This window comes from Nocardiopsis sp. LDBS1602 (genome assembly GCF_035818715.1).
GTDB classification, from domain to species: Bacteria; Actinomycetota; Actinomycetes; order Streptosporangiales; family Streptosporangiaceae; genus Nocardiopsis; species Nocardiopsis alba.
Genome location: NZ_JAYLVW010000005.1, coordinates 24243 through 50583 on the forward strand (window position 1 = coordinate 24243; position 26341 = coordinate 50583).

At 69.5% G+C, this 26341-nt stretch carries 26 protein-coding genes, 1 tRNA gene and 1 riboswitch; of the genes, 17 read left to right on the forward strand and 10 right to left on the reverse strand.

Going from position 1 to position 26341, the window contains the following annotated elements; translation table 11 throughout:
• Positions 1-139 precede the first annotated feature (139 nt).
• Entirely contained in the window at positions 140-1300 is a 1161-nt protein-coding gene (locus U9J66_RS17075) for a serine/threonine-protein kinase (RefSeq protein WP_014910467.1), read from the forward strand.
• Between the two features lie 79 nt (positions 1301-1379).
• On the opposite strand, the gene U9J66_RS17080 is transcribed toward U9J66_RS17075, so the two are convergent.
• A tRNA-Leu gene (locus tag U9J66_RS17080) sits at positions 1380-1453 on the reverse strand.
• Positions 1454-1544: 91 nt separating this feature from the next.
• Positions 1545-2027: a thioredoxin-dependent thiol peroxidase gene (bcp, locus tag U9J66_RS17085; protein ID WP_014911630.1), complete on the reverse strand. Its 483-nt coding sequence runs from the start codon at positions 2025-2027 to the stop codon at positions 1545-1547.
• A 333-nt stretch (positions 2028-2360) separates the two neighbouring features.
• On the opposite strand from bcp, the gene U9J66_RS17090 reads away from it, so the two are divergent.
• Both U9J66_RS17090 and U9J66_RS17095 read left to right on the forward strand, forming a co-directional pair.
• Positions 2361-3464: a CDP-alcohol phosphatidyltransferase family protein gene (locus U9J66_RS17090; protein WP_014912224.1), complete on the forward strand. Its 1104-nt coding sequence runs from the start codon at positions 2361-2363 to the stop codon at positions 3462-3464.
• A 16-nt stretch (positions 3465-3480) separates the two neighbouring features.
• Positions 3481-3879: a DUF3618 domain-containing protein gene (locus tag U9J66_RS17095; protein WP_014913382.1), complete on the forward strand. Its 399-nt coding sequence runs from the start codon at positions 3481-3483 to the stop codon at positions 3877-3879.
• A 68-nt stretch (positions 3880-3947) separates the two neighbouring features.
• Here the strand turns inward: U9J66_RS17095 and U9J66_RS17100 are convergent, their stop codons facing one another.
• Entirely contained in the window at positions 3948-5174 is a 1227-nt protein-coding gene (locus U9J66_RS17100; protein ID WP_326338151.1) for an alanine racemase, read from the reverse strand.
• 179 nt (positions 5175-5353) lie between these two features.
• On the opposite strand from U9J66_RS17100, the gene purU reads away from it, so the two are divergent.
• The 8 genes from purU to amaP all read left to right on the forward strand — a co-directional run bounded on the left by purU (position 5354) and on the right by amaP (position 9403).
• Positions 5354-6241 carry a formyltetrahydrofolate deformylase gene (gene purU / locus U9J66_RS17105; RefSeq protein ID WP_014908219.1) on the forward strand — a complete coding sequence of 296 codons (888 nt, stop codon included), beginning with the start codon at positions 5354-5356 and terminating at the stop codon, positions 6239-6241.
• 293 nt (positions 6242-6534) lie between these two features.
• The gene (locus U9J66_RS17110) at positions 6535-6759 is read left to right on the forward strand and encodes a CsbD family protein (protein WP_014910551.1); all 225 of its coding nucleotides are present in this window, start codon (positions 6535-6537) and stop codon (positions 6757-6759) included.
• Between the two features lie 60 nt (positions 6760-6819).
• Positions 6820-7284 carry an Asp23/Gls24 family envelope stress response protein gene (locus U9J66_RS17115; protein ID WP_014911106.1) on the forward strand — a complete coding sequence of 155 codons (465 nt, stop codon included), beginning with the start codon at positions 6820-6822 and terminating at the stop codon, positions 7282-7284.
• Between the two features lie 2 nt (positions 7285-7286).
• Positions 7287-7634, forward strand: a complete 348-nt coding sequence (locus U9J66_RS17120) for a hypothetical protein (protein ID WP_014911320.1) — start codon at positions 7287-7289, stop codon at positions 7632-7634.
• 11 nt (positions 7635-7645) lie between these two features.
• Positions 7646-7819, forward strand: coding sequence for a hypothetical protein (locus U9J66_RS17125; protein WP_014913456.1), 174 nt, complete (start codon positions 7646-7648; stop codon positions 7817-7819).
• Positions 7820-7828: 9 nt separating this feature from the next.
• A complete protein-coding gene (locus U9J66_RS17130; RefSeq protein WP_014912517.1) occupies positions 7829-8203 on the forward strand; it encodes an Asp23/Gls24 family envelope stress response protein in 375 nt (124 codons plus the stop codon).
• 1 nt (position 8204) lies between these two features.
• The gene (locus tag U9J66_RS17135; RefSeq protein ID WP_042284074.1) at positions 8205-8810 is read left to right on the forward strand and encodes a DUF6286 domain-containing protein; all 606 of its coding nucleotides are present in this window, start codon (positions 8205-8207) and stop codon (positions 8808-8810) included.
• A 2-nt stretch (positions 8811-8812) separates the two neighbouring features.
• Entirely contained in the window at positions 8813-9403 is a 591-nt protein-coding gene (gene amaP, locus U9J66_RS17140; RefSeq protein ID WP_017536346.1) for an alkaline shock response membrane anchor protein AmaP, read from the forward strand.
• Between the two features lie 384 nt (positions 9404-9787).
• Here amaP and U9J66_RS17145 read toward each other — a convergent pair whose 3' ends face one another.
• The 4 genes from U9J66_RS17145 to gcvT all read right to left on the reverse strand — a co-directional run bounded on the left by U9J66_RS17145 (position 9788) and on the right by gcvT (position 14213).
• Entirely contained in the window at positions 9788-11200 is a 1413-nt protein-coding gene (locus U9J66_RS17145) for an L-serine ammonia-lyase (protein WP_017536345.1), read from the reverse strand.
• A gap of 91 nt (positions 11201-11291) precedes the next feature.
• On the reverse strand, positions 11292-12560 hold the full coding sequence (gene glyA / locus U9J66_RS17150; protein WP_014910632.1) for a serine hydroxymethyltransferase: 1269 nt from the start codon (positions 12558-12560) through the stop codon (positions 11292-11294).
• Between the two features lies 1 nt (position 12561).
• Positions 12562-12942 carry a glycine cleavage system protein GcvH gene (gene gcvH / locus U9J66_RS17155; protein ID WP_326338152.1) on the reverse strand — a complete coding sequence of 127 codons (381 nt, stop codon included), beginning with the start codon at positions 12940-12942 and terminating at the stop codon, positions 12562-12564.
• Between the two features lie 155 nt (positions 12943-13097).
• Positions 13098-14213 carry a glycine cleavage system aminomethyltransferase GcvT gene (gcvT, locus tag U9J66_RS17160; protein ID WP_014909541.1) on the reverse strand — a complete coding sequence of 372 codons (1116 nt, stop codon included), beginning with the start codon at positions 14211-14213 and terminating at the stop codon, positions 13098-13100.
• Between the two features lie 142 nt (positions 14214-14355).
• Positions 14356-14457: riboswitch (glycine riboswitch) on the reverse strand.
• Between the two features lie 399 nt (positions 14458-14856).
• Here gcvT and U9J66_RS17165 point away from each other — a divergent pair.
• Positions 14857-15753 carry a penicillin-binding transpeptidase domain-containing protein gene (locus U9J66_RS17165; RefSeq protein ID WP_042284078.1) on the forward strand — a complete coding sequence of 299 codons (897 nt, stop codon included), beginning with the start codon at positions 14857-14859 and terminating at the stop codon, positions 15751-15753.
• A gap of 3 nt (positions 15754-15756) precedes the next feature.
• Here U9J66_RS17165 and U9J66_RS17170 read toward each other — a convergent pair whose 3' ends face one another.
• Positions 15757-16767: an Lrp/AsnC family transcriptional regulator gene (locus tag U9J66_RS17170; protein ID WP_014911818.1), complete on the reverse strand. Its 1011-nt coding sequence runs from the start codon at positions 16765-16767 to the stop codon at positions 15757-15759.
• A gap of 188 nt (positions 16768-16955) precedes the next feature.
• Between U9J66_RS17170 and U9J66_RS17175 the strand changes: the two genes are divergently transcribed.
• The 3 genes from U9J66_RS17175 to U9J66_RS17185 all read left to right on the forward strand — a co-directional run bounded on the left by U9J66_RS17175 (position 16956) and on the right by U9J66_RS17185 (position 21193).
• A complete protein-coding gene (locus tag U9J66_RS17175; protein ID WP_326338234.1) occupies positions 16956-18263 on the forward strand; it encodes a metal-dependent hydrolase family protein in 1308 nt (435 codons plus the stop codon).
• Positions 18260-19864 carry an AbgT family transporter gene (locus U9J66_RS17180; protein WP_042284080.1) on the forward strand — a complete coding sequence of 535 codons (1605 nt, stop codon included), beginning with the start codon at positions 18260-18262 and terminating at the stop codon, positions 19862-19864. Before U9J66_RS17175 ends, U9J66_RS17180 begins: the two co-directional genes overlap by 4 nt.
• A 90-nt stretch (positions 19865-19954) precedes the next feature.
• Complete coding sequence (locus tag U9J66_RS17185; RefSeq protein WP_014913135.1) at positions 19955-21193, forward strand: metal-dependent hydrolase family protein; 1239 nt, start codon at positions 19955-19957, stop codon at positions 21191-21193.
• Between the two features lie 69 nt (positions 21194-21262).
• On the opposite strand, the gene U9J66_RS17190 is transcribed toward U9J66_RS17185, so the two are convergent.
• Both U9J66_RS17190 and U9J66_RS17195 read right to left on the reverse strand, forming a co-directional pair.
• The gene (locus U9J66_RS17190; protein WP_017536339.1) at positions 21263-22324 is read right to left on the reverse strand and encodes a 3-deoxy-7-phosphoheptulonate synthase; all 1062 of its coding nucleotides are present in this window, start codon (positions 22322-22324) and stop codon (positions 21263-21265) included.
• A gap of 207 nt (positions 22325-22531) precedes the next feature.
• On the reverse strand, positions 22532-24247 hold the full coding sequence (locus U9J66_RS17195) for an AMP-binding protein (protein WP_017536338.1): 1716 nt from the start codon (positions 24245-24247) through the stop codon (positions 22532-22534).
• Between the two features lie 167 nt (positions 24248-24414).
• On the opposite strand from U9J66_RS17195, the gene U9J66_RS17200 reads away from it, so the two are divergent.
• The gene (locus tag U9J66_RS17200) at positions 24415-25305 is read left to right on the forward strand and encodes a DUF4429 domain-containing protein (RefSeq protein ID WP_161111378.1); all 891 of its coding nucleotides are present in this window, start codon (positions 24415-24417) and stop codon (positions 25303-25305) included.
• A gap of 52 nt (positions 25306-25357) precedes the next feature.
• Positions 25358-26314, forward strand: coding sequence for a prolyl aminopeptidase (gene pip / locus U9J66_RS17205; RefSeq protein ID WP_014912835.1), 957 nt, complete (start codon positions 25358-25360; stop codon positions 26312-26314).
• The last annotated feature ends 27 nt before the right edge of the window (positions 26315-26341 follow it).

Genomic DNA, 26341 nt, shown 5'->3' on the forward strand with positions numbered 1-26341 from the left:
GTGGTGACAGCGACCGCAATGCTCCGCAGGAGGCCACCATGGCCGGTGAATGGACCCGTGGATAACCGTGTCCTCCCTAGACAACCCTCACACGCAGCGGCCCGAGACGTCGCTCGATTCGGCGCGTCCGGACGCGGCGGTGGCTGAGCCCGCCGGCCGGCTGCTGAAGGGGCGCTACCAGTTGACCTCGGAGATCGCCCGAGGCGGTGTGGGGACGGTCTGGCGCGCCACCGATCTGGTCATCAAGCGCGAGGTGGCGGTCAAAGAGCTACGTCTGCCGGCGGACCTGAGTCGCTCCGAGCGCGAGTCCCTGTTGCAGCGCACCACGCGCGAGGCCCGTGTCGCCGGCCGGCTGACCCATCCCGGACTGGTCACGGTCTTGGACGTGGTGGACGAGGACGAGCGGCCGTGGATCGTCATGGAGCTGGTGGAGGCCTCCACCCTGGAGGAGATCATCCAGGTGGGCGGCCCTCTGCCCTACCAGCGCGTGGCCGAGATCGGGCTCCAGTTGATCGACGCCCTTCGGGTGGCGCACGAGGAGGGCATCGTCCACCGCGACGTCAAGCCCGACAACGTGATGATCAACGCCGCCGGTCGGGTGGTCCTGACCGACTTCGGCCTGGCCGCCTGGAACGGCGAATCGGCGCTGAGCTCCTCCGGCAGGATCATCGGATCACCCGCCTACATCCCGCCGGAGCGGGCCAAGGCCGGCCCCGTGGGGCCCGAGTCCGACCTGTGGTCCCTGGGCGCCACCCTGTACGCCGCCGTCGAGGGCTACCCGCCCTACGACCGGAAGGGCTACATCAAGATCCTGCGCCAGGAGCCCTTGGACGAGCCGAAGGAGGCCGCCAACGCCGGCCCGCTCGCGCCGGTGCTGGCGGGGCTGCTCAAGGTCGAACCCGCCGAGCGGTTGACCGGTGAGAACGCGGCCAAGATGCTGCGGATCGCGGCGTTGGCCCCGTGGGCCCCGACGATGCCCACCAAAGAGGCCGTCGAAGCGGTCGTGGACGGTGCGGCCGAGGACTCCGACGAGGGGGATCGGTCCGCGGACCGCGAATCCGCGCGTGAGCACTTCCGCGCGGGGGCGCACGTGCTGGCCGAGTCCATCAGCGAGCGGCTGCGCAACAGCCCCGAGGCGATGAACACGATCATGACGTCGATCCGCGAGTCGACGGACACCCTCGGTCTGACCAGTTCGGGCAAGCACGCGGAGAAGAGTCGGCTGCCGATGGCGATCGCCGTCGGCGTGGGCGTACTGGCGTTGCTGGCCCTGGTCATGTGGGCCCTGCTGGCGCTGTGACCGCAGCCCACCGGGGGCGGGAACGGGAAAGGGACGACCCCGCGGCCGTGGGCACGCGAGAGGGTCGTCCCGATGAGAGTGGGGCCGGCGGGATTCGAACCCGCACTGTACAGCACCTAAAGCTGCCGTCTCCTGCCGTTGGACTACGGCCCCGACGGGGCCACTCTACCGGGGCCGGGACAGGACGGGGTAGCGGGGTGGCGGGTCGTCCGGTCCTGGGGTGACCGGACGACCGTGCCGAGGATCAGACGCCCAGTTCGCGCTTGATCCGGTCGACGTGACCGGTGGCCTTCACGTTGTAGAAGGCCTTCTGGATCCTGCCGTCGGTGCCGACGATGAAGGTCGAACGGATGACGCCCTGGACGGTGCGACCGTAGTTCTGCTTCTCACCGAACGCCCCGTAGGCGACCAGGGTCTCCTTGGAGGGGTCGCCGAGCAGGGTGAAGGTCAGGCTCTCCTTGTCCCGGAACTCGGCCAGCTTCGCGGGCTGGTCGGGGGAGACGCCCAGGACGGTGAAGCCCGCGTCCGCGAACTCGGTGAGGTTGTCCCGGAAGTCGCAGGCCTCGGTGGTGCAGCCCGGGGTCATGGCGGCCGGGTAGAAGTACAGGACGACGCTCTTGCCGGTCTCGGCCAGGACCTTGCTCAGGGTGACGGGGGTGCCGTCGGCGTCGTCGAGGGTGAAGTCGGGGGCCTGGTCGCCGGTCGCCAGGCGGATGCTCTCGCTCACGTGGTGCTTCCTGTCTTCTTCGGGCGGGGTGGAGAGTGTTCCACCCCACTTCCTTCACGCCTCACAGTACGAGATGGTGGGGGGAGGGATGCAGGTGGCCGCTTTCTCTGCGATGTCCTCGCCGGTGGGCGGCCTTCGGTTGCGATTCCGGTTCGGTTCGTCCGCTTCGGGGGATGACCAGCGGTTCGATCACCTATTGTTGACCGGACGCTCTCGGTTGGCCTCTTCCCGACCTCATGCCGTACCGTGCGTGGTCGCCGATGACCTGACGGCATGTCCGGCCGCCCGCCGGGCCGGAGCACATCCGTTTCGCTTGGAGAGTAGTTCGCGCCGATGGCTGGATTCACACTCGACGAGGTCCGGGCTCGTACTCTCAAGGAGCGCGATTCCTGGTGGACCGTCTACATGGTGGACCCGATCGCGGTCCGGCTGGTCCGCTCGATCGCCGGTCGCACGTCGATCACCCCGAACCAGTTGACGGTCGTCGCGCTCTTCCTCGGCCTGGGCGCCGCCGTGTGCTTCGCCTTCGGCTACTGGCAGCTCCTGATCCTGGGCGCGTTGCTGTACTACCTGTGCTTCCTCGTGGACTGCATGGACGGCAAGCTCGCCAGGCTGACCGGTTCGGAGACGCTCTTCGGGGCGTGGATGGACTACGTGTCGGATCGTTTCCGTGTCCTGGTGTGCGTGGTCGCCCTCATGGGCGGCCAGTACCGGGAGACCGGGCACGTGGCGTTCGTGTGGTTGGCGCTGGCCGTGGTCTTCCTGGACATGCTGCGCTACCTGAACGCGCTCCAGGTGTACAAGGTGCGCCGTGAGATGCGTTCCCACCTGGCCGCGGCGCTGGAGCGGGCCCGGGCGACCCTGTCGATGCTGGAGCCCGAGGGCGACGACACCGGCAGCGCGACCGGTCGGGGCGGCCGGACGATGAGCGACGGCGGCGAGCAGGCGGTGCTGCGTCACGGCATCGGTGTGCTGGAGCAGATACTGCGCAGCCAGAACGAGCGGGAGGCGCGCAATCAGCGCACCGCCGGCAAGCAGCCGGACCTGACCCTGCCCAAGGTCGACCTGCACCAGGAATTCCGGAACCGTTTCCCCTGGTATCAGCGGTTCTGGGCGGCGCTCAACGCCCGACGGATCCGTACCCACCTGGTGGGCGGCATCGAGTTCCAGATGGCGGTCTTCGTGGTGGCGCCCATCGCGGCGGCGCTGATCGCCCCCGAGGCGATCGGTTGGATCACCGCCTTCGTCGGTGTTTTGCTGCTCGCCTTCGAGATCGCCATCATCTATAAACTGTGGTTGTCCACGCGGGACTTCTTCCGTGTGGTCGATGGAATCGATGGCGCGTTGAGATTCTCCGGTCCGTCCGACGGCGCGGAAGAACACGGTCGGGACACCGACTCGGACACGGACACGGATTCCCAGACGACCGTGCGCTAGTGGAGAGAGGCACACTATGGCGGGAAGCGACACCGAACCGCGCCAGACCCCCGAGGAGCTTCAGGCCGAGATCGACCGCGAACAACGACGGTTGGCCGAGACCCTGGACGAGCTCAGCGAACAGGCCCGTCCGTCCAACATCGCCAAGCGCCAGATCGGCCGTGCCAAGGAGCGCGGGGCGCGGATCCTCGACGAGGCGCGGGCCCTGGTGGTCGGCGGCGGGGCGGTGCGTGTGGAGAGTCGCGTGGTGCGGCCCGAGGAGGGCAGCATCGTGCTCAAGGGCGATGACAAGGTGGTGACCACCTACCAGTCGCGTGGTCGGCTGCCCACCGAGGCGCTGATCCTGGCCGCCGGTGTGGGCACGATCGTCGCCGTGGGAGTGGTGGCCTGGGCGGTGCGCCGCAAGCGCGGCTGAGACCGCGGTACGACGACGTGAGGGGGCGGGGTCCACGTGGACCCCGCCCCCTCACGTCGTGCTCGGGCTCAGAGGAAGGTGCGGCCTTCTCCTCGGTAGGTGGGCACCGAGCCCTCGTAGGTGCCGGTGTCGGAGTCGATCAGGTGCAGGGTGTCGAAGCGTTCGCACAGTTCACCGGCCTTGGCGTGGCGCATCCACACCCGGTCTCCGACCCTCAGCCCGCGCGCGGCCTCGCCGAGCAGGGGGGTCTGGACCTCTCCGGCGCCCTCGTTGGCGCTGTAGGCGAGCCCTTCGGGGAGGTGGGGGCGTGGTGCCCGGTGGGCGTCGACGGGGCCGGAGGCGGGGTATCCGCCGCCCAGCACCGTGGCCACTCCCGGAGCGGGACGGCGGACCACGGGGAGGGCGAACAGTGCGGCCGGGAGGCCCTGGAACGAACGGTAGTGGTCGAACAGGTGGGGCTGGTACAGCCCGGAACCGGCGGCCACTTCGGTGACGGCCCGTTCGCGTCCGGTGGTGTGCAGGCTGCCGGTGCCTCCGCCGTTGACGAAGCGCAGGTCCGTGACGGCCCGCACGGCTCTGGTGATGGCCGCTCTGCGTCTGGCGAGTTCGAGGGCGGAGCGGCGCTGGATGGAGTGGAGGAGGCGCCCGTACAGAGGACGGCCGGGTGGCGCGTCGCCCACGCCGGCGATCTGTCCCTCGTAGACCATGATCCCGTCCAGTTCCAGGTGGGGGCGGGCCTTGACCGCCCGGGCCAGGGCGGCGGCCTGACGGGGGGTGCGGACGGGGGAGCGGTAGGCGCCCACGCGCAGAGAGGGGCCGAGCGGTTGCCAACTGGCGTCGATGTCCAGGCACACGCGTACGGGTGGGGCGTCCGGACCCCGGTCGGCTCGGGAGACGGCGGCGTCGATCAGATCCAGGTGGGCGGTGTCGTCGACCATCAGGGTGATGATCCGCGCCGCCTCGGGGGAGCGGACGAGTTCGTCCAGGGCGGGGAGGTCGACGGTGGGGTAGGCGACGAGGATGTCGTCGTCGACCGGGCCGTCGGGGCCCGGAGCGGCGAGCCAGAGGGCTTCGGGGAGGGTGAAGGCCATGACCCCCGAGTAGCCGGGCAGCGCCAGGGTCCGGCGGAGCAGTTCCCGGCTGCGCACGGACTTGCTGGCGACCCGGATCGGGCGGCCGTGGGCGCGGCGGGTCAGGGCCGCGGCGTTGGCGCGGAAGGCGGCCAGGTCGACGATGGCGAAAGGCGCCTGGAGATCGCGGGTGGCGGCCTCGTACTTCTCACGCAGGCTTGTCATGCCACAGAGCATGCCAGAACATGAATGTCTTTCATATTGTCTGAAGCGCCCGAACCCTCCCGCCCTCGGGTGGGCGGGTGACGGGAGATACCCCCGGGAACGACCTCGCCGGGCCGATGACCTCGATATCCTGGATCGTCAGGCTGTTCGGCCGACGATCCCCGGGAGTGGTTCCTTCGATGAGTGAGCGCGAGTACGTACTGACCCTGTCCTGTCCCGACAGTCGGGGCATCGTGGCCGCGGTGGCCAACCTGATGTCCGACCACGGATGCAACATCACCGAGAGCCAGCAGTACGGGGACCACTACACCGGACGGTTCTTCCTGCGGATGCAGTTCGTGGCCGAGGCCGGAGAGCGCGGCCCCGCCGACGAGGACACCCTCCGCGCCGCCTTCGCCTCCCTCGCGGGTGACTTCGGGCGCGGTGAGAACGGTTCGTTCGTCGAATGGAGTCTCCAGGCACGTGACGTGCGCCCGCGCATGATCGTGATGGTGTCCAAGTTCGGGCACTGCCTCAACGACCTCCTCTACCGGCAGCGCAGCGGACTGCTCGACATCGACATCGCCGCCGTCGTCTCCAACCACCCCGATCTGGAGTTCCTCGCCGATTCCTATGGGGTGGACTTCCACCACCTCCCGATCACCCCGCGGAACAAGAAGGAGCAGGAGGAGCGCCTCCTGGAGCTGGTCGACGTCTACGATGTCGACCTGGTGGTTCTGGCCCGCTACATGCAGGTGCTCTCCGAGCAGTTGTGCGCCAAGATGTCCGGTCGGGTCATCAACATCCACCACTCCTTCCTGCCCAGCTTCAAGGGGGCCCGGCCCTACCACCAGGCGCACACGCGCGGGGTGAAGCTGATCGGCGCCACCGCCCACTACGTCACCGCCGACCTGGACGAGGGACCGATCATCGAGCAGGAGGTCTCCCGGGTCGACCACACCCACAGCCCGGAGCAGCTCACCGCGATCGGTCGGGATCTGGAGTCGGTCGCCCTGGCACGGGCCGTGAACTGGCACGCTCAGCGTCGCGTGCTCCTCAATGGGAGCAAGACGGTCATTTTCGACTGATATCCCCAATCCATTCTTTTTCTGGGTGAATTAATTTTCGGACGCCAGGGTTTCCCAAGGAGATCCTGGCGTTCTTCTTGCTCTCACCGGGGTTCCAGGGGGTGGGGTTGGGGCAGGGGTGGTGTAGACATGACCCTTCTCACCTGCAAAGCATTGCTTTAAGTTTCTTGTTGGCTACATAGAGTGCTTATATGGTGTGATGGGGTCGAAACGCCTCGCCTGCCCCACAGCGGGGGCGGCGAGAGTTTCGGCCTGAAAACCCAGAGCCAAACGGTTCAGACCAGGGGGCATCAATGGGTAAGCACTTCGACGACGCGGCCGGCAAGGGCAAGGAGGCCTTCGGCAAGGTCACCGGAGACCGGGGCACCGAGGCCGAGGGCAAGGCCGACCAGGCCAAGGCCGGCGCCAAGGACGCCGCCGACAAGGCCAAGGGCAAGGCCGAGGAGCTCAAGGACAAGGCCGAGAACGCCTTCGAGTCCGCGAGCGACAAGATCAAGGACGTCTTCAAGCGCGACTAGGCGACCCGAGAGGGTCCGCAAAGGTCGCGCAACACTGTGTAGGGGGAGCCAGTGTCGGACATGAAGACCGAAGCGTCGGTGCCGAGCGCGCGAGAGTCGGGCGGTAAACGCGACTCCTCGAGCGGGAACGGCCAGGGCACCACTCACATCGCCGACGGGGTGGTCGCCAAGATCGCCGGAATGGCGGCACGTGAGATCGGCGGAGTCCACGCGATGGGCGGTGGAGCAGCCCGCATGGTCGGAGCCGTCCGCGACGCCGTCAGCGGAGGCGGAGGCTCCGGTTCCGTGGCCCAGGGGGTCTCGGTCGAGGTCGGAGAACGCCAGACCGCCGTCGACATCGACCTGGTCGTCGAGTACGGGGCCGCCATCCAGGACCTCGCCGCGGCGGTGCGCCGCAACGTCACCACCGCGGTCGAGCGGATGACCGGCCTGGAGGTCACCGAGATCAACATCAAGGTGGACGACATCCACCTGCCGGAGGACGACAACGCCGACGACGGCGACTCCGAGCCCAGGGTCCGGTAGTCATGACCGGCGGCGACGAACGGGAAGAGCTCGCACGGACCGTGGCCGAGGCCGCGGTCCGCCTGCCCGAGGTGGTGGAACTGTCCTCGGGCTCCTTCGGAACCCTGAGCACGCCCGTGCGGGGCGGTCGGATCCGAGGGGTCGTGGTCCGGGACGACCACGTCGAGGTGGGGGTGGTCGTCGAATACGGGCGGCCGCTACCGGAGATCGCCGCCGGGATCCGTCGAGAACTGGCCCCGTTGACCGGCGGCCGCGCCCTCCACGTATCGGTGGAGGACGTGGTCGCCGGGATCGACGAACGAACGAGCACGACCGGTCGAACACCGACCGGGAGGCAGGACGTTGGATGAGAGGGGAAGCCATGTGGCCCATCGTTGGACTGTCCTACGGGACCGTGCTGGGGCTCGCGGCGGCGTTCGGCGGTTTCGCCGCCTTCGCGTTGGTTCTGGTCCTGGGCCTGGTCGGGTTCGTCGCGGGCCGGGCGATGGAGGGTGAACTCGACCTCGCCGAGATGTTCACACGACGTTCGGCCTAGACAAGGAGCGTGATCGTGGTCGGGGTGCGCAGCGACACGGTCCCTCGGCAGCGGATGCCCGGGGTCCGAGAACGGCCCGACGGGAGGCACGTCCGCGGACGTGACCCCGGAGGGAACACGGACATCCCCGGGGCCGTGATCGGGAAGATCGCGGCACGGGCGGTCGGAGAGGTCCCTGGAGCGCGCTCGTCCCGCTCCAGGGCCGCCCGCACCCGCGTCAGCGGCGAGGTCGTCCTTCTCCGTCTGAGGATCGACGTGGACTATCCGCTCCCGGTCCGTCGGGTCGCCGGAGCGGTACGGGAACACGTCAAGAGCCGGGTCGAACGGATCACCGGCAAACAGGTCAACCACATCGACATAGAGATCTCGGAGTTGGTGCGCTGACATGACCACCGTGGAAGAGGTGCTCGGACGCCCGGTCCAAGAGGTCGACCGTCGAGCCAAACGGGTCGCCGTCCACACGTTCCGACCGCGCCGCTCCTGGCCCGCGGTGATCACCGGCCTCGTCATCCTGGCGGTGGCGGTGATCGCCGCGGCCGAGGTCATCGCGGCACTGGCGGGAAACCCTCTGCGGTTGATCCCGGTGGGGCCGGCCACCGACTACGCGACCACCACCACCTGGTCCGAACCCTCCGTGCTGATCGCCTCGGCCGTCCTGGCGCTGATCGGGACGGCGCTGATCGTGGTCGCCCTCGTGCCCGGTCGAGGCCGTTGGACGGCGTTGCGGACCGACGACCCCGCGTTCGTCGTCGGCCTGACCCGCCCCGCACTGCGCAGGGCGGTCTCCGCGGCGGCCCAGGAGATCAGCGGGGTCGAGCACGCGCACGTGACGGTCCGCGGCAACAGGCTGCGCATCCACGTGCGCACCGGTATGCGCGACGCGCGAGGGCTGCCCACCCAGGTGACCAGGTCGGTGGAGCACAGGCTCGCGGAACTGGCCCCCCTGCGCAGCATGCGCATCACCACACACGTCCGATACGCGGAGGGGTGACGATGGCGCGGGACAGGAATCGCCGATCGGCACGGGGCAACCGCCTCGGGCTGGTGATCGTCGGAGTGGTGTTGTTCGCGGCCGGGGGCGTCGCCCTGGCCGCCGGTCTGGGGCTCTTCGGGGTCGGAATCTCGCGTACCCCGATCCTCGGAGGCGCGGTCGACGCGGTGCTCGCCCAACGGTGGGCGCCCTACGTGGTGGTCGCGGTGGCGCTCGTCGCCGGCTTCCTCGCCCTGCGATGGCTGATGGTGCAGGGCATGAACGACACGGTGGGCCGGCTCTACCTGGAACAGACCGACGACGGCAACGTCGAGATGTCCGAGTCCGTCGCGCGCGGTGCCCTGGAGCAGGAGGTCGCCTCCTACCCGGGGGTGCGCCGGGCCCGGGCCCGGTTGACCGAGTCGGGGGACGACCCCCACCTGAGGCTGTCGTTGACCCTGGACGAGGACGCCGACGTCGCCGGGATATGGCAGCGGGTCAGGGAGGAGGCGCTCGCCAACCTCCAGACCTCGCTGGATCTGGAACGGGTGCCCGCGGTCGTGCGGATGTCGATGACCGCGCCCGCCAAGAACCCCCGCCGTAGTCTCGCCTGAGACGGTTCCGACACACGAGGGCCGGCGCGCCCGATGGTGCGCCGGCCCCCGTCGTTCGTCCTCGGGCCACAGCCGGCCGGCCCAGGAGCCGGCCCGGGACGATACCGCCCGGAAAGGGGCGGGTCCGGCGGCGAGCGGAGCTCGAGCCACCGGACCCGGGGTGACGACCGACGTGGGCGAGCGGGTGGAAGCTCGAGCCCGGCCATCGGTCGCCTCTTCTGCAACCAAGAGATGAATCAGAACATTCCACCGCATTACTCACCACCTCCGCGCCCGCTGTGGCCGCAGGCGGTCATGAGGAGAGATCACGGACGTCCTGTGACACAGGCCTGTCTTCGGCCTCGCGGACCGGGTCGTGGTCGTCGGCGGAGCGTGCCCCGCCGATCAGCACTCGATGACATTGACGGCGAGGCCGCCGCGGCTTGTCTCCTTGTACTTGTCGTGCATATCGCGCCCGGTGTCGCGCATGGTCTTGATGACCTTGTCCAGGCTCACGAAGTGGCTGCCGTCCCCGCGCAGCGCGATGCGGGTGGCGCTGATCGCCTTCACCGAGGCCAGCGCGTTGCGCTCGATGCACGGCACCTGGACCAGACCGCCGATCGGGTCGCAGGTCAGACCCAGGTTGTGCTCCATGGCGATCTCGGCCGCGTTCTCCACCTGGGCGGGGGTGCCGCCCAACACCTCGGCCAGCCCCGCCGCCGCCATCGAGGAGGCCGAGCCGACCTCGCCCTGACAGCCCACCTCGGCCCCGGAGATGGACGCGTTCTGCTTGAACAGGATGCCGATGGCCGCGGCGGTCAGCATGAACCGCACGACGCCCTCGTCACCCGCGCCCGGGCTGAAGTGCAGGTAGTAGTGGAGCACCGCGGGGACGATACCCGCGGCGCCGTTGGTCGGCGCGGTCACCACACGGCCGCCCGCGGCGTTCTCCTCGTTGACCGCCAGCGCGTACAGGGTGATCCAGTCACTGCCGTGCATGGGGTCCGGATCCACCCGGGTCGGTGCCGACAGCCCCCGCTCGTCGCAGTTGCCGCCCAACTGGCGGTACAGCCGGTGCGCCCGTCGCGGTACCCGCAGGCCACCGGGCAGGGTGCCCTCGGTCATGACCCCGCGGCGTACGCACAGACGCATCACCGACCAGATCTCCAGCAGTTCCGCCCGGACCTGTTCCGGGGTGCGGCCGAAGGCGCCCTCGTTGGCGAGCATCAGGGCGCTGATCGACATTCCGGTGCGCTCGCACAGGCCCAACAGCTCCTCCGCGGAGGAGAAGGGGTAGGGCAGTACCGTGTCGTCGGGCTTGATCCGGTCGGCGCCCGCGGCCCGCTCGTCCACGACGAAGCCGCCGCCCACCGAGTAGTACACCTTCGCGGCCACCTCGACCCCCGAGGCGTCCAGGGCCACGAAGCGCATCCCGTTGGGGTGGTCGGGCAGGCTCTCCTTGCGGCGGAAGTCCACGTCGACGGCCGGGTCGAAGGAGACCGAGGGGCCGTCGGGGCCGCCCAGTCGCAGGGTCCGCGACGAACGGACCTCCTCCACCAGGGAAGGGACGGAGTCCACGTCCACGCCTTCGGGGGTGTGCCCGGACAGGCCCAGGATCACCGCGGTGTCGCTGCCGTGCCCCTTACCGGTCAGGGCCAGGGATCCGTACAGCTCGGCGCGCACGTGCGTCACTCGTGATGACAGGTCTCGGTCGATCAGGCCGGAGGCGAAGGTCCGGGCCGCCTTCATCGGGCCGACGGTGTGCGAACTGGACGGTCCGATACCGATCTTGAACAGGTCGAAGGTGCTGATGGCCATGAGACCGTCCTCCTCATCGAGCACAGGGGTCGGGCCGTGGGGGATGTGGGCGCCGTGCGGGCCCGCGTGGACCCGCACGGCGTGGATACCGCTACAGGTTGGGATAGAGCGGGCGCTTGGCGGTCAGCGCGTCGACACGTCCGCGCAGGGCGGCGATGTCGGGCTCGGGCTTGAGCGTTTCGGCGATGATGTCGGCGACCTCGGTGAAGTCGTCCTCGTCGAAGCCGCGGGTGGCCAGCGCCGGGGTGCCGATCCGCAGACCCGAGGTGACCATCGGCGGCCGCGGGTCGTTGGGGACCGCGTTGCGGTTGACCGTGATGCCCACCGAGTCGAGCAGGTCCTCGGCCTCCTGGCCGTTGATCGGCGAGTTCACCAGGTCCACCAGGACCAGGTGCACGTCGGTGCCGCCGGACAGGACCTTGACGCCCGCCTCGGTCGTGTCCGGGCGGGTGAGCCGTTCGGCGAGGATCCGCGCCCCGGCGAGGGTGCGGCGCTGACGCTCGGCGAACTCCTCGCTCGCAGCGACCTTGAACGAGACCGCCTTGGCCGCGATCACGTGCTCCAGCGGGCCGCCCTGCATGCCGGGGAAGACCGCGGAGTTGATCTTCTTGCCCAGCTCGGCCTTGGACAGGATCATCCCGCCGCGCGGACCGCCCAGGGTCTTGTGCGTGGTGGTGGTGACCACATCGGCGAACGGCACCGGGTTGGGGTGCAGTCCGGCCGCGACCAGACCGGCGAAGTGCGCCATGTCGACCATCAGCAGGGCGCCGACCTCGTCGGCGATCTGCCGGAAGCGCTCGAAGTCGAGCTGACGCGGGTAGGCCGACCAGCCCGCCACGATCATCTTGGGGCGGTGCTCCTTGGCGAGGGCGGCGACCTCGTCGTAGTCGACGGTGCCGTCGTCCTCGCGCACGTGGTAGGCCACGGCGTCGAGGATCTTGCCGGAGTAGTTGATCCGCATGCCGTGGGTCAGGTGACCACCGTGGGCCAGGTCCAGGCCCAGGATGGTGTCGCCCGGCTTGAGCAGGGCGAAGTACACCGCGGTGTTGGCCTGGGCGCCCGAGTGCGGCTGCACGTTGACGTGCTCGGCGCCGAAGAGCTCCTTGGCCCGGTCGATCGCGAGCTGTTCGACGACGTCGACGTGCTCGCAACCGCCGTAGTAGCGGCGGCCGGGGTAGCCCTCGGCGTACTTGTTGGTCAGGACGGTGCCCTGGGCCTCCAGAACCGCCTGGGGGGCGAAGTTCTCGGAGGCGATCATCTCCAGGGTGTCGCGCTGGCGCGCCAGTTCGGCGTCGACCGCGGCCGCCACCTCGGGGTCCAGCTCGCTCAGGGTCCGGTTGAGAAGGTTGTCGCCGGTCATATCAGTTCTCGCCTTCGGTCAGCTTGGTGTACTCCTCGGCGGAGAGCAGGTCCGCGGGCTCCTCGGAGAAGCGCACCTTGAACAGCCAGCCGCCCTCGAAGGGCGCGGAGTTGATGGTCTCGGGGGAGTCCTCGAGCGCCTCGTTGACCTCGACGACCTCACCGCTGACGGGGGAGTAGATGTCGCTGACGGACTTGGTGGACTCCACCTCTCCCGCGGTCTCTCCCGCGGTGACCTCGTCGCCGACCGAGGGGGTCTCGACGAAGACGATGTCGCCCAGCGACTCGGCGGCGAACGCGGTGATCCCGACGGTGGCGATCCCGTCCTCTACCGCGACCCACTCGTGTTTGGCGGTGTAACCCAGCTCCGTGGGAACGCTCACTTCAACTCTCCTTGGAGGTGTTCCATTTGTCTGCCGTGCGCCCGTACGGCGACCCGGCCCGGCCTATGTCCGGCCACGCCCCGTCCGTGCCGCCCCCCTGGGGGAACGGCACCGAGGCGTGTACCGGTCGTCGAGGATCCTCGTGGGACCCCCTCCTACGACCGCCGCTTGTAGAACGGCAGCTCGACCACGTCGACCTCTTCTCCCCGGCCACGCACGTCCACGGTGAACGTGCCGGTCGTGGTGTCGAGGTCGCCGTCCACGTAGGCCATGGCGATGGGGCGGCCCAGGGTGGGGGAGGGGGCGCCGCTGGTGATGGTTCCGACGACGGAGCCGTCGCGCAGCACGTCCTGGCCCTTGCGCAGGGGCCGGCGGCCGCGGGCGACGAACCCGACCAGGCGCTTGTCACGCGCGGTGCGGGAGGCCTCTTCCAGGGCGGCGCGGCCGACGAAGTCACCGGACTTGTCGAGCCTGACCACGCGGCCCAGGCCGGCGTCGAAGGGGGTGAGGTCGGAGGTGAGCTCCTGGCCGTAGAGCGGCATGCCCGCCTCCATGCGCAGGGTGTCGCGCGCGGAGAGCCCGGCGGGGACCAGACCGAGGTCGGCGCCGCCGGAGATGAGGGCGGACCAGATCTCGGGGGCGCGGTCGGCGGGCTTGACGAAGATCTCGAAGCCGTCCTCACCGGTGTAACCGGTCCGGGCGAGCAGGACGGGGACACCGGCGACGGTGTGCTCGTAACCGGCGAAGTAGCGGATCTCGTCGAGGTCGGCGTCGGTGAGCGGGGCGAGGATCTCCACGGCGCGCGGGCCCTGGATGGCGATGAGCGAGTATTCGGGGGACTCGTCGACGACCTCGACGTCGAAGCCGGCGGCGCGTTCGGTCAGGGCGGAGGCGACGACGGAGACGTTGGCCGCGTTGGCCACGACCAGGTACTCCCGCTCACCGAGACGGTAGACGATGAGGTCGTCCAGGACACCGCCGTCCTCGGCGGTGATCATGGTGTAGCGCGCCCGGCCCACCTTCAGTTTCGACAGGTAGCCGGCCAGGGCGTGGTCGAGGGCCTGGTCGGCCTGGGGGCCGGTCAGCCGGATCTCGCCCATGTGGGAGAGGTCGAAGAGCCCGGCGGCCTCGCGGACCGCCTTGTGCTCGGCGGTCTCGCTGCCGTAGCGGAGCGGCATGAGCCACCCGGCGAAGTCGACGAGCGTGGCCCCGGCCTCTTCGTGGATCTTGTGCAGTGCGGTGAGACGCGGCGAGGAGGTGGGCTCTGACATGGGCACTCCCGAGAGGATGGGCGGTGTCGGTTGAGGCGTTGCCATCCTCCCCCTCTGTCATCGGTGCCTGAGAGCTTCGCCCCGCGCTCGGCGTGGCTTGCACCTTCGGCGAGGGACGTGCGTCCCTGCTTTCCAGAGTGGTCTCGCCCGTACGGTCCGCTGTGCCTGAGAGGTTGTCTGTGGGGAGGGATTGCTCCTTCGGCGGCCCACGCTGGATACGCGGACACTCTCCCGTACGGGGTCAGCAACAGGTTCAGCCTAGCAGCGGCGGGATGGGGCTCCCAAGACCGCCCGACGGGTTGTGGACGACGGTCGTCGCGCGGCCGCGAAGGGCGTGGGACCAGGGGTTCCGTGCCCGGCTCCGTCGTTCGGGCCCGTGAGGTCGTGGGGCGAGGGGAGCCGGGGCCCTCGTCGTGGGAGGGGCACGGCGCGAGGGATGGGTCACGTACGGGGTGGTGAGGGTGGGAGGGGTGGGGCGGGTCCGGGGACGGATTCGCGCTCGACGGTCGGCGTTCGTCGTCGATGACGGGTGACCGGACGGGGCGACGCGCGTGCGGAGCGTGTCGTTTCGAGGTGGTGATCGGTGGTCCGTGGGCTAGTTTGGAGGACGGACGTCCCCTCGATCACCGCCTGGAGGAGCCGAGTGCGTACCGACACCGAATCCGCCCCCAGAAGGTCCCGGAGGACCCGTGGATACGCCCTGACCGCGGGGTGCGCGCTCACCCTCTTCACGGGCGTCGCCTGCGGTGGGACCGAGGAGGAGGGCGAGCCGGACCGTTCGGCCGTGGGCGAGCCCGTCGAGCTGGGCGACGTGGAGGCCGTGGAGCGCGGCGACCTGGAGTCCCTGTTCGAGGACGCCGGGGTGGACGGGACGTTCGTGCTCTACGACGCCAACGGCCGATCGGCGGTGCTGGTGGGGGCGGACGGCGCCCACGAGCGCGCCGTGCCCGGGGCCACCTTCGAACTCCCGAACACGCTCATCGCCCTCCAGACCGGAGCGGTCTCCGACGTCGACGAGACGATCTCCCCGGATCGGGGAGAGGGGCGGAGCCTGCGCGCGGACCTGTCCGCCTCCGGGACGTCGGTGCACCACGAGGTCGCCGAGCGGATCGGACACGAGCGCATGTCCACCTGGGTGGACCGGTTCGACTACGGCAACCGCGGTGTCGGGGACGAGGACGACCTGGGCCGTTTCTGGGCCGAGGGTCCGTTGGAGATCTCCGCGCTGGAGCAGGCCACCTTCCTGGCCGGGCTGGCGAGGGCCGAGCTTCCCGTGGACGTGGAACACCAGGAGGCCCTTCGCGAGCTGGTGGCGTTGGAGGAGGGGAGCGACTACCGGCTCTTCGGCCCCACCGGCCACGGTGAGGACGACGAGGCCCACGGCTGGTGGGTCGGCTGGGTCGAGCGCTCCGACGAACTGCACACGTTCGCGCTGCGCCTGGACGAGGGCTCGGAGGGCGACGCCGAGCTGCGCGAGTCGCTGGGCCGGGGGTTCCTGGTGGAACTGGACGTGCTTCCGGGAGAGGCCGCGGAGGCCTGACGGTCACCGGAGCTGGATCGGGACGGAACGGGAGAAGCGCTGGGCGGCGTCGGTCACCCCGCCCATGAACTTGAAGGTTCGCAGGGTCATCCTGCGGTCGGCGATGCGCAGCCCGGGGAGTTCCTCCAGCAGGCGTCGTTCCACCCGGGTCAGGTCGGGGGCGTCACGGAGCCAGAGGATGAACAGGGTGTTCTCCGGCCCGGCGATGTTGGTGCACAGTCGCACCTCGGGAATGCGTTCGCCCAGATCGGGCGTGGAGTCCAGGGTCTCGGGGTCGACGTTGCCCCAGAGGGTGGCGGCGCTGGGCCAGCCCATGTGCACCCGGGAGATGTCGCAGCGCAGCCCGAGCAGACCGTCGCGCAGGAGCCGGTTGAGGCGTCGCGCGGCCGTGGTGGGCGCGATGTCCAGACGCTCGGCGATGGTCTGATAGCCCAGCCTCGCGTCCTCGCACAACAGGTCGACGATCCGCTGGTCGAGTTCGGTGACCTGCTCGTTGCCGACCGGGTCCCTGGGCGCCGGGGAGAGGGCGTGCAGGCGCCTGCGCTGGTCGGGGGAGAGCGCCCGCACCTGCCACAGGTAGGCCTCCCGCGGCACCTCCGTGACCACGTGGACCCGGTAGGACACCACGTCGGGGATGCCGCCCACCCCGTTGAGCAGGTAGTCGGCCAGGCCAGCCCCGGGCACCACGGTGAGCATGAGCTGGTGGGAGCCGGCCACGAACTGGATGCTGAGGGTGTCCCGGTCCTCGGCCAGGACGGCGGCGACCCGCTCCACCGTTCCGTTGCGGCAGCTCAGCTCGACATAGCTGAGATTGCGGCGGGCCATCACGCGTCGGCGCGGGAACGCCGCGATACGGGCCAGACCCTCGTCCTCCAAGCGCTTCCAACGTCGGGAGAGCGTGGTGGGGTCCACGCCCAGGATCGGCCCCAGTTCGGCCCAGGTGGCCCTCGGCGCGAGTTGGAGGGCGTTGATCAGCGTCAGATCGAACTCGTTCGGAACGGTGGGTTCCGGCATCGTTCACCTTCTCGAAACTCGTTTCCTGCGTTTTCGCGGGGTTAACCACATCACAGCTTAGGTTTTCGCAAGATCGGAACGCAGCCGTGAGCTGCGTGTTCTCGATGGACGACGAGCTCGTGCGTGTCCCGCCCTTCCGTACACGGAGCCGCGGGCACCCGTGGGCGGTGAGGGAGAGGATGGCGTCGATGATCTCGGCCGAGCAGACCGTGGTGGTGCGTGGCGGGACCGTGATCGACGGGACCGGGGCCGACCCCCGTCCCGGTCTGACGGTGATCGCCCGCGAGGGTCGGATCGACTGGATCGGTCCGGACGCGGACGCTCCGGAGGTGACCGGCCCCCACCATGAGGTGGACGCCGCCGGCGGGACGATCCTTCCGGGGTTCATCGACACCCACGTGCACATGACCATGTCCGGCGACGGGATGAACCCCGCCGACCTGGTCGATCAGCCCCCTCACTACGGTTACTTCACCGCGATCCCGCGCCTGCGGGCCACCCTGGACACGGGCGTCACCAGCGTCCGCGACCTGGCCGGACTCGATCAGGCCGTCATGCGCGCGGTGGACGAGGGGATCGTCGCCGGTCCGCGGATCGTCACCGCCTACCGGGCCCTGGGCCCCACCGGTGGGCACGGCGACTTCCGCACCTGTTGCGGGTTCGACTACGGGACGGTCCTGGGGCCCGATGGAGCGGTCTCGATCAACACCGATGGGCCGGCCGAGGCCCTGCGCGCCACCCGCGAGGTCATGCGCAAGGGGGCCGGGGTCATCAAGGTGATGGCCAGTGGCGGGGTCTGGAGCCCCCAGGACACCCCATGGCACGACGGTCTCAACATCGAGGAGATGTCGGTGATCGTGCGGGAGGCCGCCGCCCACGACGTTCCCGTGGCGGCGCACGCCCAGAGCGCGCGCAGTATCCGCAACGCCCTGGCCGCCGGTGTCACCAGCATCGAACACGGCTACGAGATCGACGGGCCCGGCATCGAGTCCATGCTCGACGGCGGCGCCTACCTGGTGCCCACCCTGTCGACCGCCACCACCCCGCCCGATCCGACCAGGTCGGCCGCCTACGCCGTGGCCAAGAAGCTCAAGCTCCAGGAGCACCTGAGCGAGAACATCACCACCGCCGTCAGGGCGGGCGTCCGCGTCGCCATGGGCACGGACTCGGGCATCTGCCCGCACGGCCGTAACCTGCGCGAACTGGCGCTGCTCGTCGAGCATGGGCTGACCCCCATGGGCGCGCTACTGGCCGGCACCCGCGACGCCGCCGCCCTCCTCGGGCTGGCCGACGAGATCGGCACCCTCGAAACCGGCAAACGCGCGGACATCGTCGTCTGCGCGGGCGACCCCCTCGCCGACATCACCCTGCCCGGCGACCCCGACAACATCACCGTCGTGCTCAAGGACGGTGTCGTCCACAAGGACACCGCACGCCGGACCCCCGCGAACCGACCCCGACCCCTCCCCGTGACCCATTCCGAGGTGACACCATGAGCACCAAGAGTTCGAAGCGGAGCCGAACGGACGGATCCTCCGGACCACGTCCCGGCCTCTTCGCCCGCATGCTGGACGGTATCGAACGCGTCGGCAACAGGATCCCCGACCCCTTCATCCTTTTCCTGCTGCTCTTCGTGATCGTGGCCGTGGCCTCCACGATCATGGCGTCGCTCGGCACCACCTACGAGGTGCCCGGCAGCGAGGAGGGGGCCCAGGAGATCCAGGGCTTCCTCTCCGCCCAGGGACTGACCTGGCTGACCACCAACCTGGTCTCGAACTTCATCGGTTTCCCGCCGTTGGGCGTGGTCCTCACGGTGCTGCTCGGTGTGGGGCTGGCCCAGCGGACCGGTCTGCTCAACTCTCTGGTCCGAGGGGCGTTCGGGCGTGCGCCGAAGTGGCTGCTGCCCTACGTCGTCGCCTTGGTCGCGGTCTCCGGCAGCATCATGAGCGACGCCGCGATGGTGGTGATCCCTCCACTGGCCGCCCTGGTCTTCAAAGCCGCCGGAAGGCACCCCGTCGCCGGTCTGCTGGGCGGTTTCGCGGTGGCCACCGCGGCGTTCAGTTGCAGCCCCTTCATCACCAGCACCGATGCCCTGCTGTCCGGCATCACCCAGACCGCGAGCGCCTCGGTGGGGTTGGGCACCACGGTCACTCCGGTCTCCAACCACTTCCTCACCTTCACCATCGCGGTCCTGCTGACCTTCGTCGGCGGTCTGCTCATCGATCGGGTTCTCGAGCCCGCCATGGAGCGTGGCGGGGTCACCCGTGAGCAGGTCGTGGTCGAGGACGTCCGTGAGGGAGCGGACCGCCCCGACATGCGGATGGATCCGGAGCTCGACCGGATCGAGCGGTCGGGGCTGCGCTGGGCCGGTATCGCCCTGGTGATCACCATCGTGGCGGTCCTGCTGGTGACACTGCCCGCTGGAGCTCCCATGCGGAACGAGGACGGGGCCTTCCTGCCGACCTCGCCGTTGCTGAGCTCGGTGGTCTTCCTGGTCTTCCTCACCCTGGCGATCCCCGCCGTGGCCTACGGGCTGGTCACCGGGACGATCTCCCGAGGGGCCGACGTCCCCCGGATGATGGGTCACACCATCAAGGAGATGTCCGGGTTCATCGTGCTGGCCTTCGTGATGGCCCAGTTCCTGGAGCTCTTCAACTGGACCGGGGTCTCCACCTGGATCGCGATCAGAGGCGCCGAGGGGCTGGAGGCCACCGGCTTCACGGGGTTCGGGGCCATCGTCTGCTTCATCCTGCTGGCGTTCCTGATCAACCTGTTCATCATCTCCGGCTCCGCGCAGTGGGCCCTGTTCGCCGCGGTGTTCGTGCCGATGTTCGCCCTCCTGGGCTACGAACCCGGGTTCGTCCAGGCGGCCTTCCGCATCGGAGACTCCACCTCGAACGTGCTGTCCCCGCTCAGCCCCTACGTGGTGATCATCCTCGGCTTCCTGCGCCAGTACGAGCCCAAGGCCGGGATCGGGACCGTCATCGCCCGCGCCCTGCCCTTCTCCCTGGCCTTCCTGCTGTTGTGGACCACGGTCCTCGCCCTGTTCTACTTCCTGGGTCTGCCGATCGGACCGGGCATGTACGCGCACATCTGAACCATCGATCCCCGACCGTGGCCGGGGCCCGAACGGGCTCCGGCCGCACCCTGTCGCCGAACCGGCGCATCGACGTAAGGAGACAATTCCATGACCGGCTCCAGGACCCTGTATCGGGACCTCACCCTGATCGACGGCACCGGGGCCGCCCCGGTCGAGGACGCCGCCGTGCTCGTGGAGGACGGGGAGATCGTCTACGCGGGTCCCGCGGCCGACGCCCCCGCGACGGACCCCGAGGACACCGTCGAGAGCCTGGGCGGACGCACCCTGCTGCCCGGCTTCATCGACACCCACGTGCACTTCGGGTTCGCCGACGGTCGGGCCCTGGCCACCAACAACGCGGAGATCTCCCGGAGCCTGCACGCCTTCGAGTCCGCGGAGCGGATGAGCGTGACCCTCGACGCCGGTGTGACCGGCGCGCGCGACCTCGGAGGGGCCGACGCCGGGTTCCGTATCGCCCAGGAGAGGGGCCTGATCCGAGGCCCGCGCCTGAGCATGGCGCTCCGCCTGATGAGCCACACCGGAGGGCACGCCGACTTCACCCTGCCCTCCGGGTTCAACGCGCACGACTGCGAGCACACCGCCGCCGAGATCGCCGACTCCCCGCAGGAGGCGCGCGTGTCCACGCGTCGCCTCATCCGCGACGGCGCCGACGTCATCAAGGTCTGCGCCACGGGTGGGCTCTCCAGCCCCTCGGACGGGCCCACCGACGAGGGCATCGGAGAGGAGGAGATCGCCGCGATCGTCGCGGAGACCGCCAAGCACGGCGGTCGTCCGGTCGCCGCCCACGCCCAGGGGGCGGCGGGGATCCGCAACGCGGTCAGGGGCGGGGTCGCCAGCATCGAGCACGGCTACCTGATCGACGACGAGGGCATCGACCTGATGCTCGAGCGCGGCACCTTCCTGGTGCCGACCCTGACCACGTTCGACTTCGAGGACCGGATCCACCTGATGTCCCGCAAGTCGATCGAGACCAAGCGGGCCCTGACCGACGAGACCTACGAGCGGGTCTCGCACGCGGTCGCGCGCGGGGTGCGCGTGGCGATGGGGACCGACGCGGGCATCTCCGAACACGGCCGTAACCTGCGCGAACTGGCGCAGTTGGTCCGGGTGGGCCTGACCCCGACACAGGCCATCGTCGCGGGTACCCGGAACGCCGCGGAGCTGGTCGGCGTGGCCGACCGGGCGGGCACCGTCGAAGCGGGCAAGGTGGCCGACCTGGTCGTCTGCGACGGCGATCCGCTCGCCGACATCTCCCTGCTGGGGGACCGGGACAACGTGGTCCTGGTCGTCCAGGGCGGGAAGGTCGTCAAGGACACCCGCGCCTGACCGGGACCCGGGGAGACGACGGGCGCCCGGAGAGGTTCCTCCGGGCGCCCGTGTCGTGCGGGGAAGGGGTCAGGCGACGTTCTTGCGGCGCCGACGGACGGCGTCGGCCAGGTCGGCCAGCACGCCCTCGGTGGTCTCCCACCCCATGCACTTGTCGGTGATCGACTGTCCGTAGACGAGGTCGGCGGGGTCGCCCAGCTTCTGGGCGCCCTCCTCCAGGAAGCTCTCCAGCATGACGCCGATGATGCCCTGCTGCCCCTCGGCGACCTGGGCTGCGATCTCCCGGGCCACCCCGACCTGGCGGACGTGGTCCTTGCCGCTGTTGGCGTGGCTGGCGTCGATCATCAGACGACGGGGGAGACCGGCGCCGCCGATGACGTCCAGGGCGGACCCGACGGAGACGGGGTCGTGGTTGGGGCCGCCGCGTCCACCGCGCAGGATGACGTGGCAGTCCGGGTTGCCCTCGGTCACCACGACCGAACCGGCGCCGGTCGGGTCCACCCCGAAGAAGGTGTGCGAGGCGGCGGAGGCGCCCACGGCGTCGACCGCGACCTGGACGTCGCCGTCGGTGCCGTTCTTGAACCCGACCGGGGTGCTCAGGCCACTGCTCAACTGGCGGTGGACCTGGCTCTCGGTGGTCCGGGCGCCGATGGCGCCCCAGGAGACGACGTCGGCGATGTACTGCGGGGTGATCGGGTCGAGGAACTCGGTTCCGGCGGGCAGCCCCAGGGCGTTGATGTCGAGGAGCAGCCGGCGGGCGGTGCGCAGACCGCGGTGCACGTCGTAGGTGTCGTCCAGGCCCGGGTCGTTGATCAGGCCCTTCCAACCCACCGTGGTGCGGGGCTTCTCGAAGTACACGCGCATGACCACGCACAGCTCCTCGCCGACCGAGGGCACCAGCTCGGCCAGGCGTCGCGCGTAGTCCATCGCGGACTCGGTGTCGTGCACCGAGCAGGGGCCGACGACGACCAGCAGTCGGTCGTCCTCACCGTCCAGGACCCGTTTGATCTCGGCGCGGGAGTTCTCCACCAGGGCGGTGCTCTCCTCGCCGAGAGGCAGCTCCGCGAGCAGGTCCCGGGGTGCGATGAGCGGCTTGTAGCTCGCCACACGTGTGTCGTTGGTGCTCGTCATCGTTTCCCCTAGATCCCGTCCGATTGATCGTCCTGCGCTCAAACCGTAGCGCGACGTCCTTCCTCGGACACGGTCACGTGAGGAATTCCACCGCTCTCCGAGGATGGGAAGGGCCACATTCGGACATTGGCGTGAACGGCGTCTCATGGTGCGAGACGAAATGGGCCGAGGCCATTCCCGTCGAGAGCCGGTGCGGGCCTGGAGCGGTCATTCCTCCGGCCCGGGGAGGTCCTCCTCCCAGAACTCGCGGGGACGGCGCGCGCCCTCGGTGGCCGTGCCGCGTTCGGCCTCGATCCGCCGCAGCTCCACCCTTCGGATCTTACCCGAGGCGGTCATGGGCAGCTCGGCGAACTCCAGGCGGCGCACCCTCTTGTGCGGTGGCAGACGATCTCGGGCGTGACGCATGATCGCCCGGGCGCTCTCGGCGTCGAGGGCCACGCCCTCGGCCGGTCTCACGTACGCCTTCACCACCGCCAGCCGCAACGGGTCGGGAGAGGGGACCACGGCCGCGTCCTCCACATATTCGTGTTCGATGAGAACGCTTTCCAGTTCGAATGGTGAGATGCGGTAATCCGATGCCGTGAACACGTCTTCGATACGACCGATATAGGTAATGTGACCGCTCGAATCCCGGGAGGCGATGTCCCCGGTCCGGTACAGACCCATACGGGTGGCCTCTCGGGTGAGTTCCGGATCGTCGACGTAACCGCGCATCGTCCCCACCGGATCGTCGGAGAGATCCACACAGATCTCGCCGAGATCGGACGGCTCGTCGGTGACCGGGTCGATGAGAACGATGTCGTACCCGGGCATCGGTCTTCCCATGGACCCGGAGAGCACCGGCTGCCCGGGGCCGTTGCCGATGAGCAGGGTCGTCTCGGTCTGCCCGAAGCCGTCGCGGATGGTGATGCCCCAGGCCCGCTGGATACTCTCGACCACCGCGGGGTCGAGCGGCTCCCCGGCGGCGACGGCCTCGCGCAGCGCGACCGGCCACGCCTCCGGGTCGGCGCGGGAGATGTCCCGCCAGACCGTGGGAGGAGCGCACAGGGTGGCCACCCCACAGCGCTCCATCGTGTCCATCAGGGCCTCGGGATCGAAGCGTTCCCGGGCGAGCACGAGCACCGTGGCCTCGGCGTTCCAGGGGGCGAAGACACTGCTGTAGGCGTGCTTGGCCCAACCGGGCGCGGTCACGTTCATGTGCACGTCCCCGGGGCGGGCCCCCAGCCAGTACATGGTGGACAGGTGGCCGATGGGGTAGGAGGCGTGCGTATGGGAGACCAGTTTGGGATGGGCGGCCGTCCCCGAGGTGAAGTACAGCAGCAGCGGGTCGTCGGGCGAGGTCGGACGCGGCGGGGTGAAGTCCAGGGCGGCGTGCTCGGAGTCGGGGTATTCCAGCCAGCCCTCCATGTAGCCCACGCAGATCCGTGTCCAGTGCCCGTCGACGTTCTCGAAGCGGGCGGCGTCGGCGGGCGAACAGATCACGTGGGAGATGTCGCCGCGGATCAGGCGATCCTCCAGATCGACCTCGGACAGTGACGGCGAGGTCGGGCTGATCACGGCGCCCATCTTGATCGCGGCCAGAGTGGTCTCCCACAACTCGACCTGGTCGCCCAAGGCGACCATGATCCGGTCGCCGGGATGGACGCCCTGCCCCAAGAGCCAGTTCGCGACCTGGTTGGAGCGTTCGGACATCTGGCGATAGGTGTGGTGGACCTCGGTGCCGTCCTCATGGACCATCCACAGCGCGGTCCGGTCCGGGCGGGTCCGCGCCACCTCGTCGAAGTGGTCGAGGGCCCAGTTGAAGTGTTCGGGACGGGGCCACGAGAACTCCCTGTGGGCGGTCTCCTGATCCTCTCGGTGGCGCAGGAGCAGGTCCCGTGCGTCACGGAACTCCCGCGCGCCCTCGGACATCTCTTTCGACATCGTCGACGACCTCCGGATCGGAGCGGCGCGCCGCGCACCGCCCGCGGGCCTCCCACCACCGTGCGGCCGGTGGGACGGGGTGTGCCCCTGCTTCTACCCGGGATCGGCGGCGCTCACGCCGATCGCCCTCCCAAGGAGTCGAGAACGTCCCCATAGGATGGTGAGCCATGGAGGAGATACGCGGACACCACGCGATATGGCGGTTCGACGACGAGACGCTCCGGATCCGCTTCGACAGTGGTCGTAAGGTGCCCCGGCTGCTCAAACTGCTGGGTCAGTGCTCGCTCCCGCTCGCCGCCGTGCGCGAGGTGGACTTCGACCCGGGCGACCGCAAGCGCGGTTGGTCGCTGCGCCTGCGTCTGATGGACGGGGCCGACCCCTACGCCCGCGCGGAGATCCCGGTCCCCTCCTCCCCACTGCTGTTGACCGGCCCCCACGATCGGGAACTGCTCTCGGAGTACTTCTCCGAACGGCTGATCGAGTCCGTCCGCTACGCCGCCGGCGTCCTTCCCGGCCCGCTGGACCCGGCCGAGGTCTCCCGCGGTCTGGTGGGACGTCCACCGCTCCAGGTGCGCACGGCGGAGGGGTCCGCCTCCTTCGACGGAGAACGCCTGCGTCTTCAATGGGACGGCTGGCTGGCCAGCACCGCCAAGGAACGGGAGAAGTCCCGCGAGTACCGCTTCTCCGACATCGAACGCGTCTCCTGGCAGCCGACGGTCGACCTCACGGAGGGCTTCCTACGCGTGGTTCTGCGAGGGGTCTCCCTCCCCGAGGCCGCCGACCTGGAGAACGACTTCTTCACCCTGGTCTCGCACGGACCGAAGGGCGCCGACGAGACCCTCCTGATGGCCGTGACCGTCAACAGTCTGCTCGCGTCCGTGGAGAACGGGGAGAAGGCCCCCGCCGAGGTGGAGGCCGCGCCCGGTGAGGCCGAGGACGGCGGCGACGGAGAGATGATCTTCACCAAGATCCGCGAACTCGGCCGTCTGCACGCGGAGGGTCTGCTGACCGACGAGGAGTTCAGCACGAAGAAGGCCCAGCTCCTGGACCGGCTCTGACCCCGTGAGAGCCGCAGCGGAGCGAACGAACACAGCACGAAAGGTCCGTCTCTTGCGCACCCTGTACCCGCCCATCGAACCGTACGACTCGGGCATGCTCGACGTCGGTGACGGTCACCGTGTCTACTGGGAGCTGTCGGGTAACCCCTCCGGCAAGCCCGTGGTGTTCCTCCACGGTGGTCCCGGCGGGGGCTGCAACCCCGCCCACCGCAGGCTCTTCGACCCCGAGAAGTACCGCATCCTGCTGTTCGACCAGCGCAACTGCGGTCGTTCCACGCCGCACGCCGGTCGGATGGACGTGGACCTGTCCACCAACACCACCTGGACCCTGGTCGAGGACATCGAGCGTCTGCGCGAGATGGTCGGAGTGGACGCCTGGCAGGTCTTCGGCGGTTCCTGGGGGAGTTGCCTGGCCCTGGCCTACGCCCAGAAGCACCCCGAGCGCGTCACCGAGCTGATCGTGCGCGGCATCTTCACGCTGCGCGACCGGGAACTGCGCTGGTTCTACCAGGAGGGCGCCTCCGAGCTCTTCCCCGACCTGTGGGAGTCCTACCTGGAGCCCATCCCGGAGGAGGAGCGCGACGACCTGATCGCCGCCTACGCGCGCCGTCTGGAGTCCCCGGACCGGGAGGTGCGGTTGGAGGCCGCGCGCGCGTGGAGCGTGTGGGAGGGGTCGACGGTCACCCTCCTGCCCGATCCGGGCCTGCGGGAGCACCACGCGGGCGAGGACTACGCGTTGGCCTTCGCCCGCATCGAGAACCACTACTTCCGCAACAAGGGCTTCCTCACCCCCGAGCAGCTTCTCGAGGGGGTCGACCGGATCCGGCACATTCCCGGCGTGATCGTGCAGGGGCGCTATGACGTGTGCACCCCGATGCGTACCGCCCACGATCTGCACCGGGCCTGGCCGGAGGCGGAGTTCCACGTCGTCGACGACGCCGGGCACGCGTTCAGCGAGCCGGGCATCCTCGACCGGCTGATCGAGGCCACCGACCGCTTCGCGAAGTGATCCGCGCTCGATACGGAGAATCACGAG

What these genes read in the sequence shown, in the direction of transcription:
- U9J66_RS17195 (WP_017536338.1), bottom strand. Translation starts at nt 24,247, where the DNA reads ATGTCGAAAGAGATGTCCGAGGGCGCGCGGGAGTTCCGTGACGCACGG.
- amaP (WP_017536346.1), top strand. Translation starts at nt 8,813, where the DNA reads ATGGCGCGGGACAGGAATCGCCGATCGGCACGGGGCAACCGCCTCGGG.
- U9J66_RS17135 (WP_042284074.1), top strand. Translation starts at nt 8,205, where the DNA reads ATGACCACCGTGGAAGAGGTGCTCGGACGCCCGGTCCAAGAGGTCGAC.
- glyA (WP_014910632.1), bottom strand. Translation starts at nt 12,560, where the DNA reads ATGACCGGCGACAACCTTCTCAACCGGACCCTGAGCGAGCTGGACCCC.
- U9J66_RS17190 (WP_017536339.1), bottom strand. Translation starts at nt 22,324, where the DNA reads ATGACGAGCACCAACGACACACGTGTGGCGAGCTACAAGCCGCTCATC.
- U9J66_RS17115 (WP_014911106.1), top strand. Translation starts at nt 6,820, where the DNA reads ATGAAGACCGAAGCGTCGGTGCCGAGCGCGCGAGAGTCGGGCGGTAAA.
- U9J66_RS17175 (WP_326338234.1), top strand. Translation starts at nt 16,956, where the DNA reads ATGATCTCGGCCGAGCAGACCGTGGTGGTGCGTGGCGGGACCGTGATC.
- U9J66_RS17200 (WP_161111378.1), top strand. Translation starts at nt 24,415, where the DNA reads ATGGAGGAGATACGCGGACACCACGCGATATGGCGGTTCGACGACGAG.
- U9J66_RS17145 (WP_017536345.1), bottom strand. Translation starts at nt 11,200, where the DNA reads ATGGCCATCAGCACCTTCGACCTGTTCAAGATCGGTATCGGACCGTCC.
- purU (WP_014908219.1), top strand. Translation starts at nt 5,354, where the DNA reads ATGAGTGAGCGCGAGTACGTACTGACCCTGTCCTGTCCCGACAGTCGG.
- U9J66_RS17120 (WP_014911320.1), top strand. Translation starts at nt 7,287, where the DNA reads ATGACCGGCGGCGACGAACGGGAAGAGCTCGCACGGACCGTGGCCGAG.
- U9J66_RS17170 (WP_014911818.1), bottom strand. Translation starts at nt 16,767, where the DNA reads ATGCCGGAACCCACCGTTCCGAACGAGTTCGATCTGACGCTGATCAAC.
- U9J66_RS17095 (WP_014913382.1), top strand. Translation starts at nt 3,481, where the DNA reads ATGGCGGGAAGCGACACCGAACCGCGCCAGACCCCCGAGGAGCTTCAG.
- U9J66_RS17110 (WP_014910551.1), top strand. Translation starts at nt 6,535, where the DNA reads ATGGGTAAGCACTTCGACGACGCGGCCGGCAAGGGCAAGGAGGCCTTC.
- U9J66_RS17090 (WP_014912224.1), top strand. Translation starts at nt 2,361, where the DNA reads ATGGCTGGATTCACACTCGACGAGGTCCGGGCTCGTACTCTCAAGGAG.
- U9J66_RS17125 (WP_014913456.1), top strand. Translation starts at nt 7,646, where the DNA reads ATGTGGCCCATCGTTGGACTGTCCTACGGGACCGTGCTGGGGCTCGCG.
- U9J66_RS17100 (WP_326338151.1), bottom strand. Translation starts at nt 5,174, where the DNA reads ATGACAAGCCTGCGTGAGAAGTACGAGGCCGCCACCCGCGATCTCCAG.
- U9J66_RS17185 (WP_014913135.1), top strand. Translation starts at nt 19,955, where the DNA reads ATGACCGGCTCCAGGACCCTGTATCGGGACCTCACCCTGATCGACGGC.
- gcvT (WP_014909541.1), bottom strand. Translation starts at nt 14,213, where the DNA reads ATGTCAGAGCCCACCTCCTCGCCGCGTCTCACCGCACTGCACAAGATC.
- U9J66_RS17180 (WP_042284080.1), top strand. Translation starts at nt 18,260, where the DNA reads ATGAGCACCAAGAGTTCGAAGCGGAGCCGAACGGACGGATCCTCCGGA.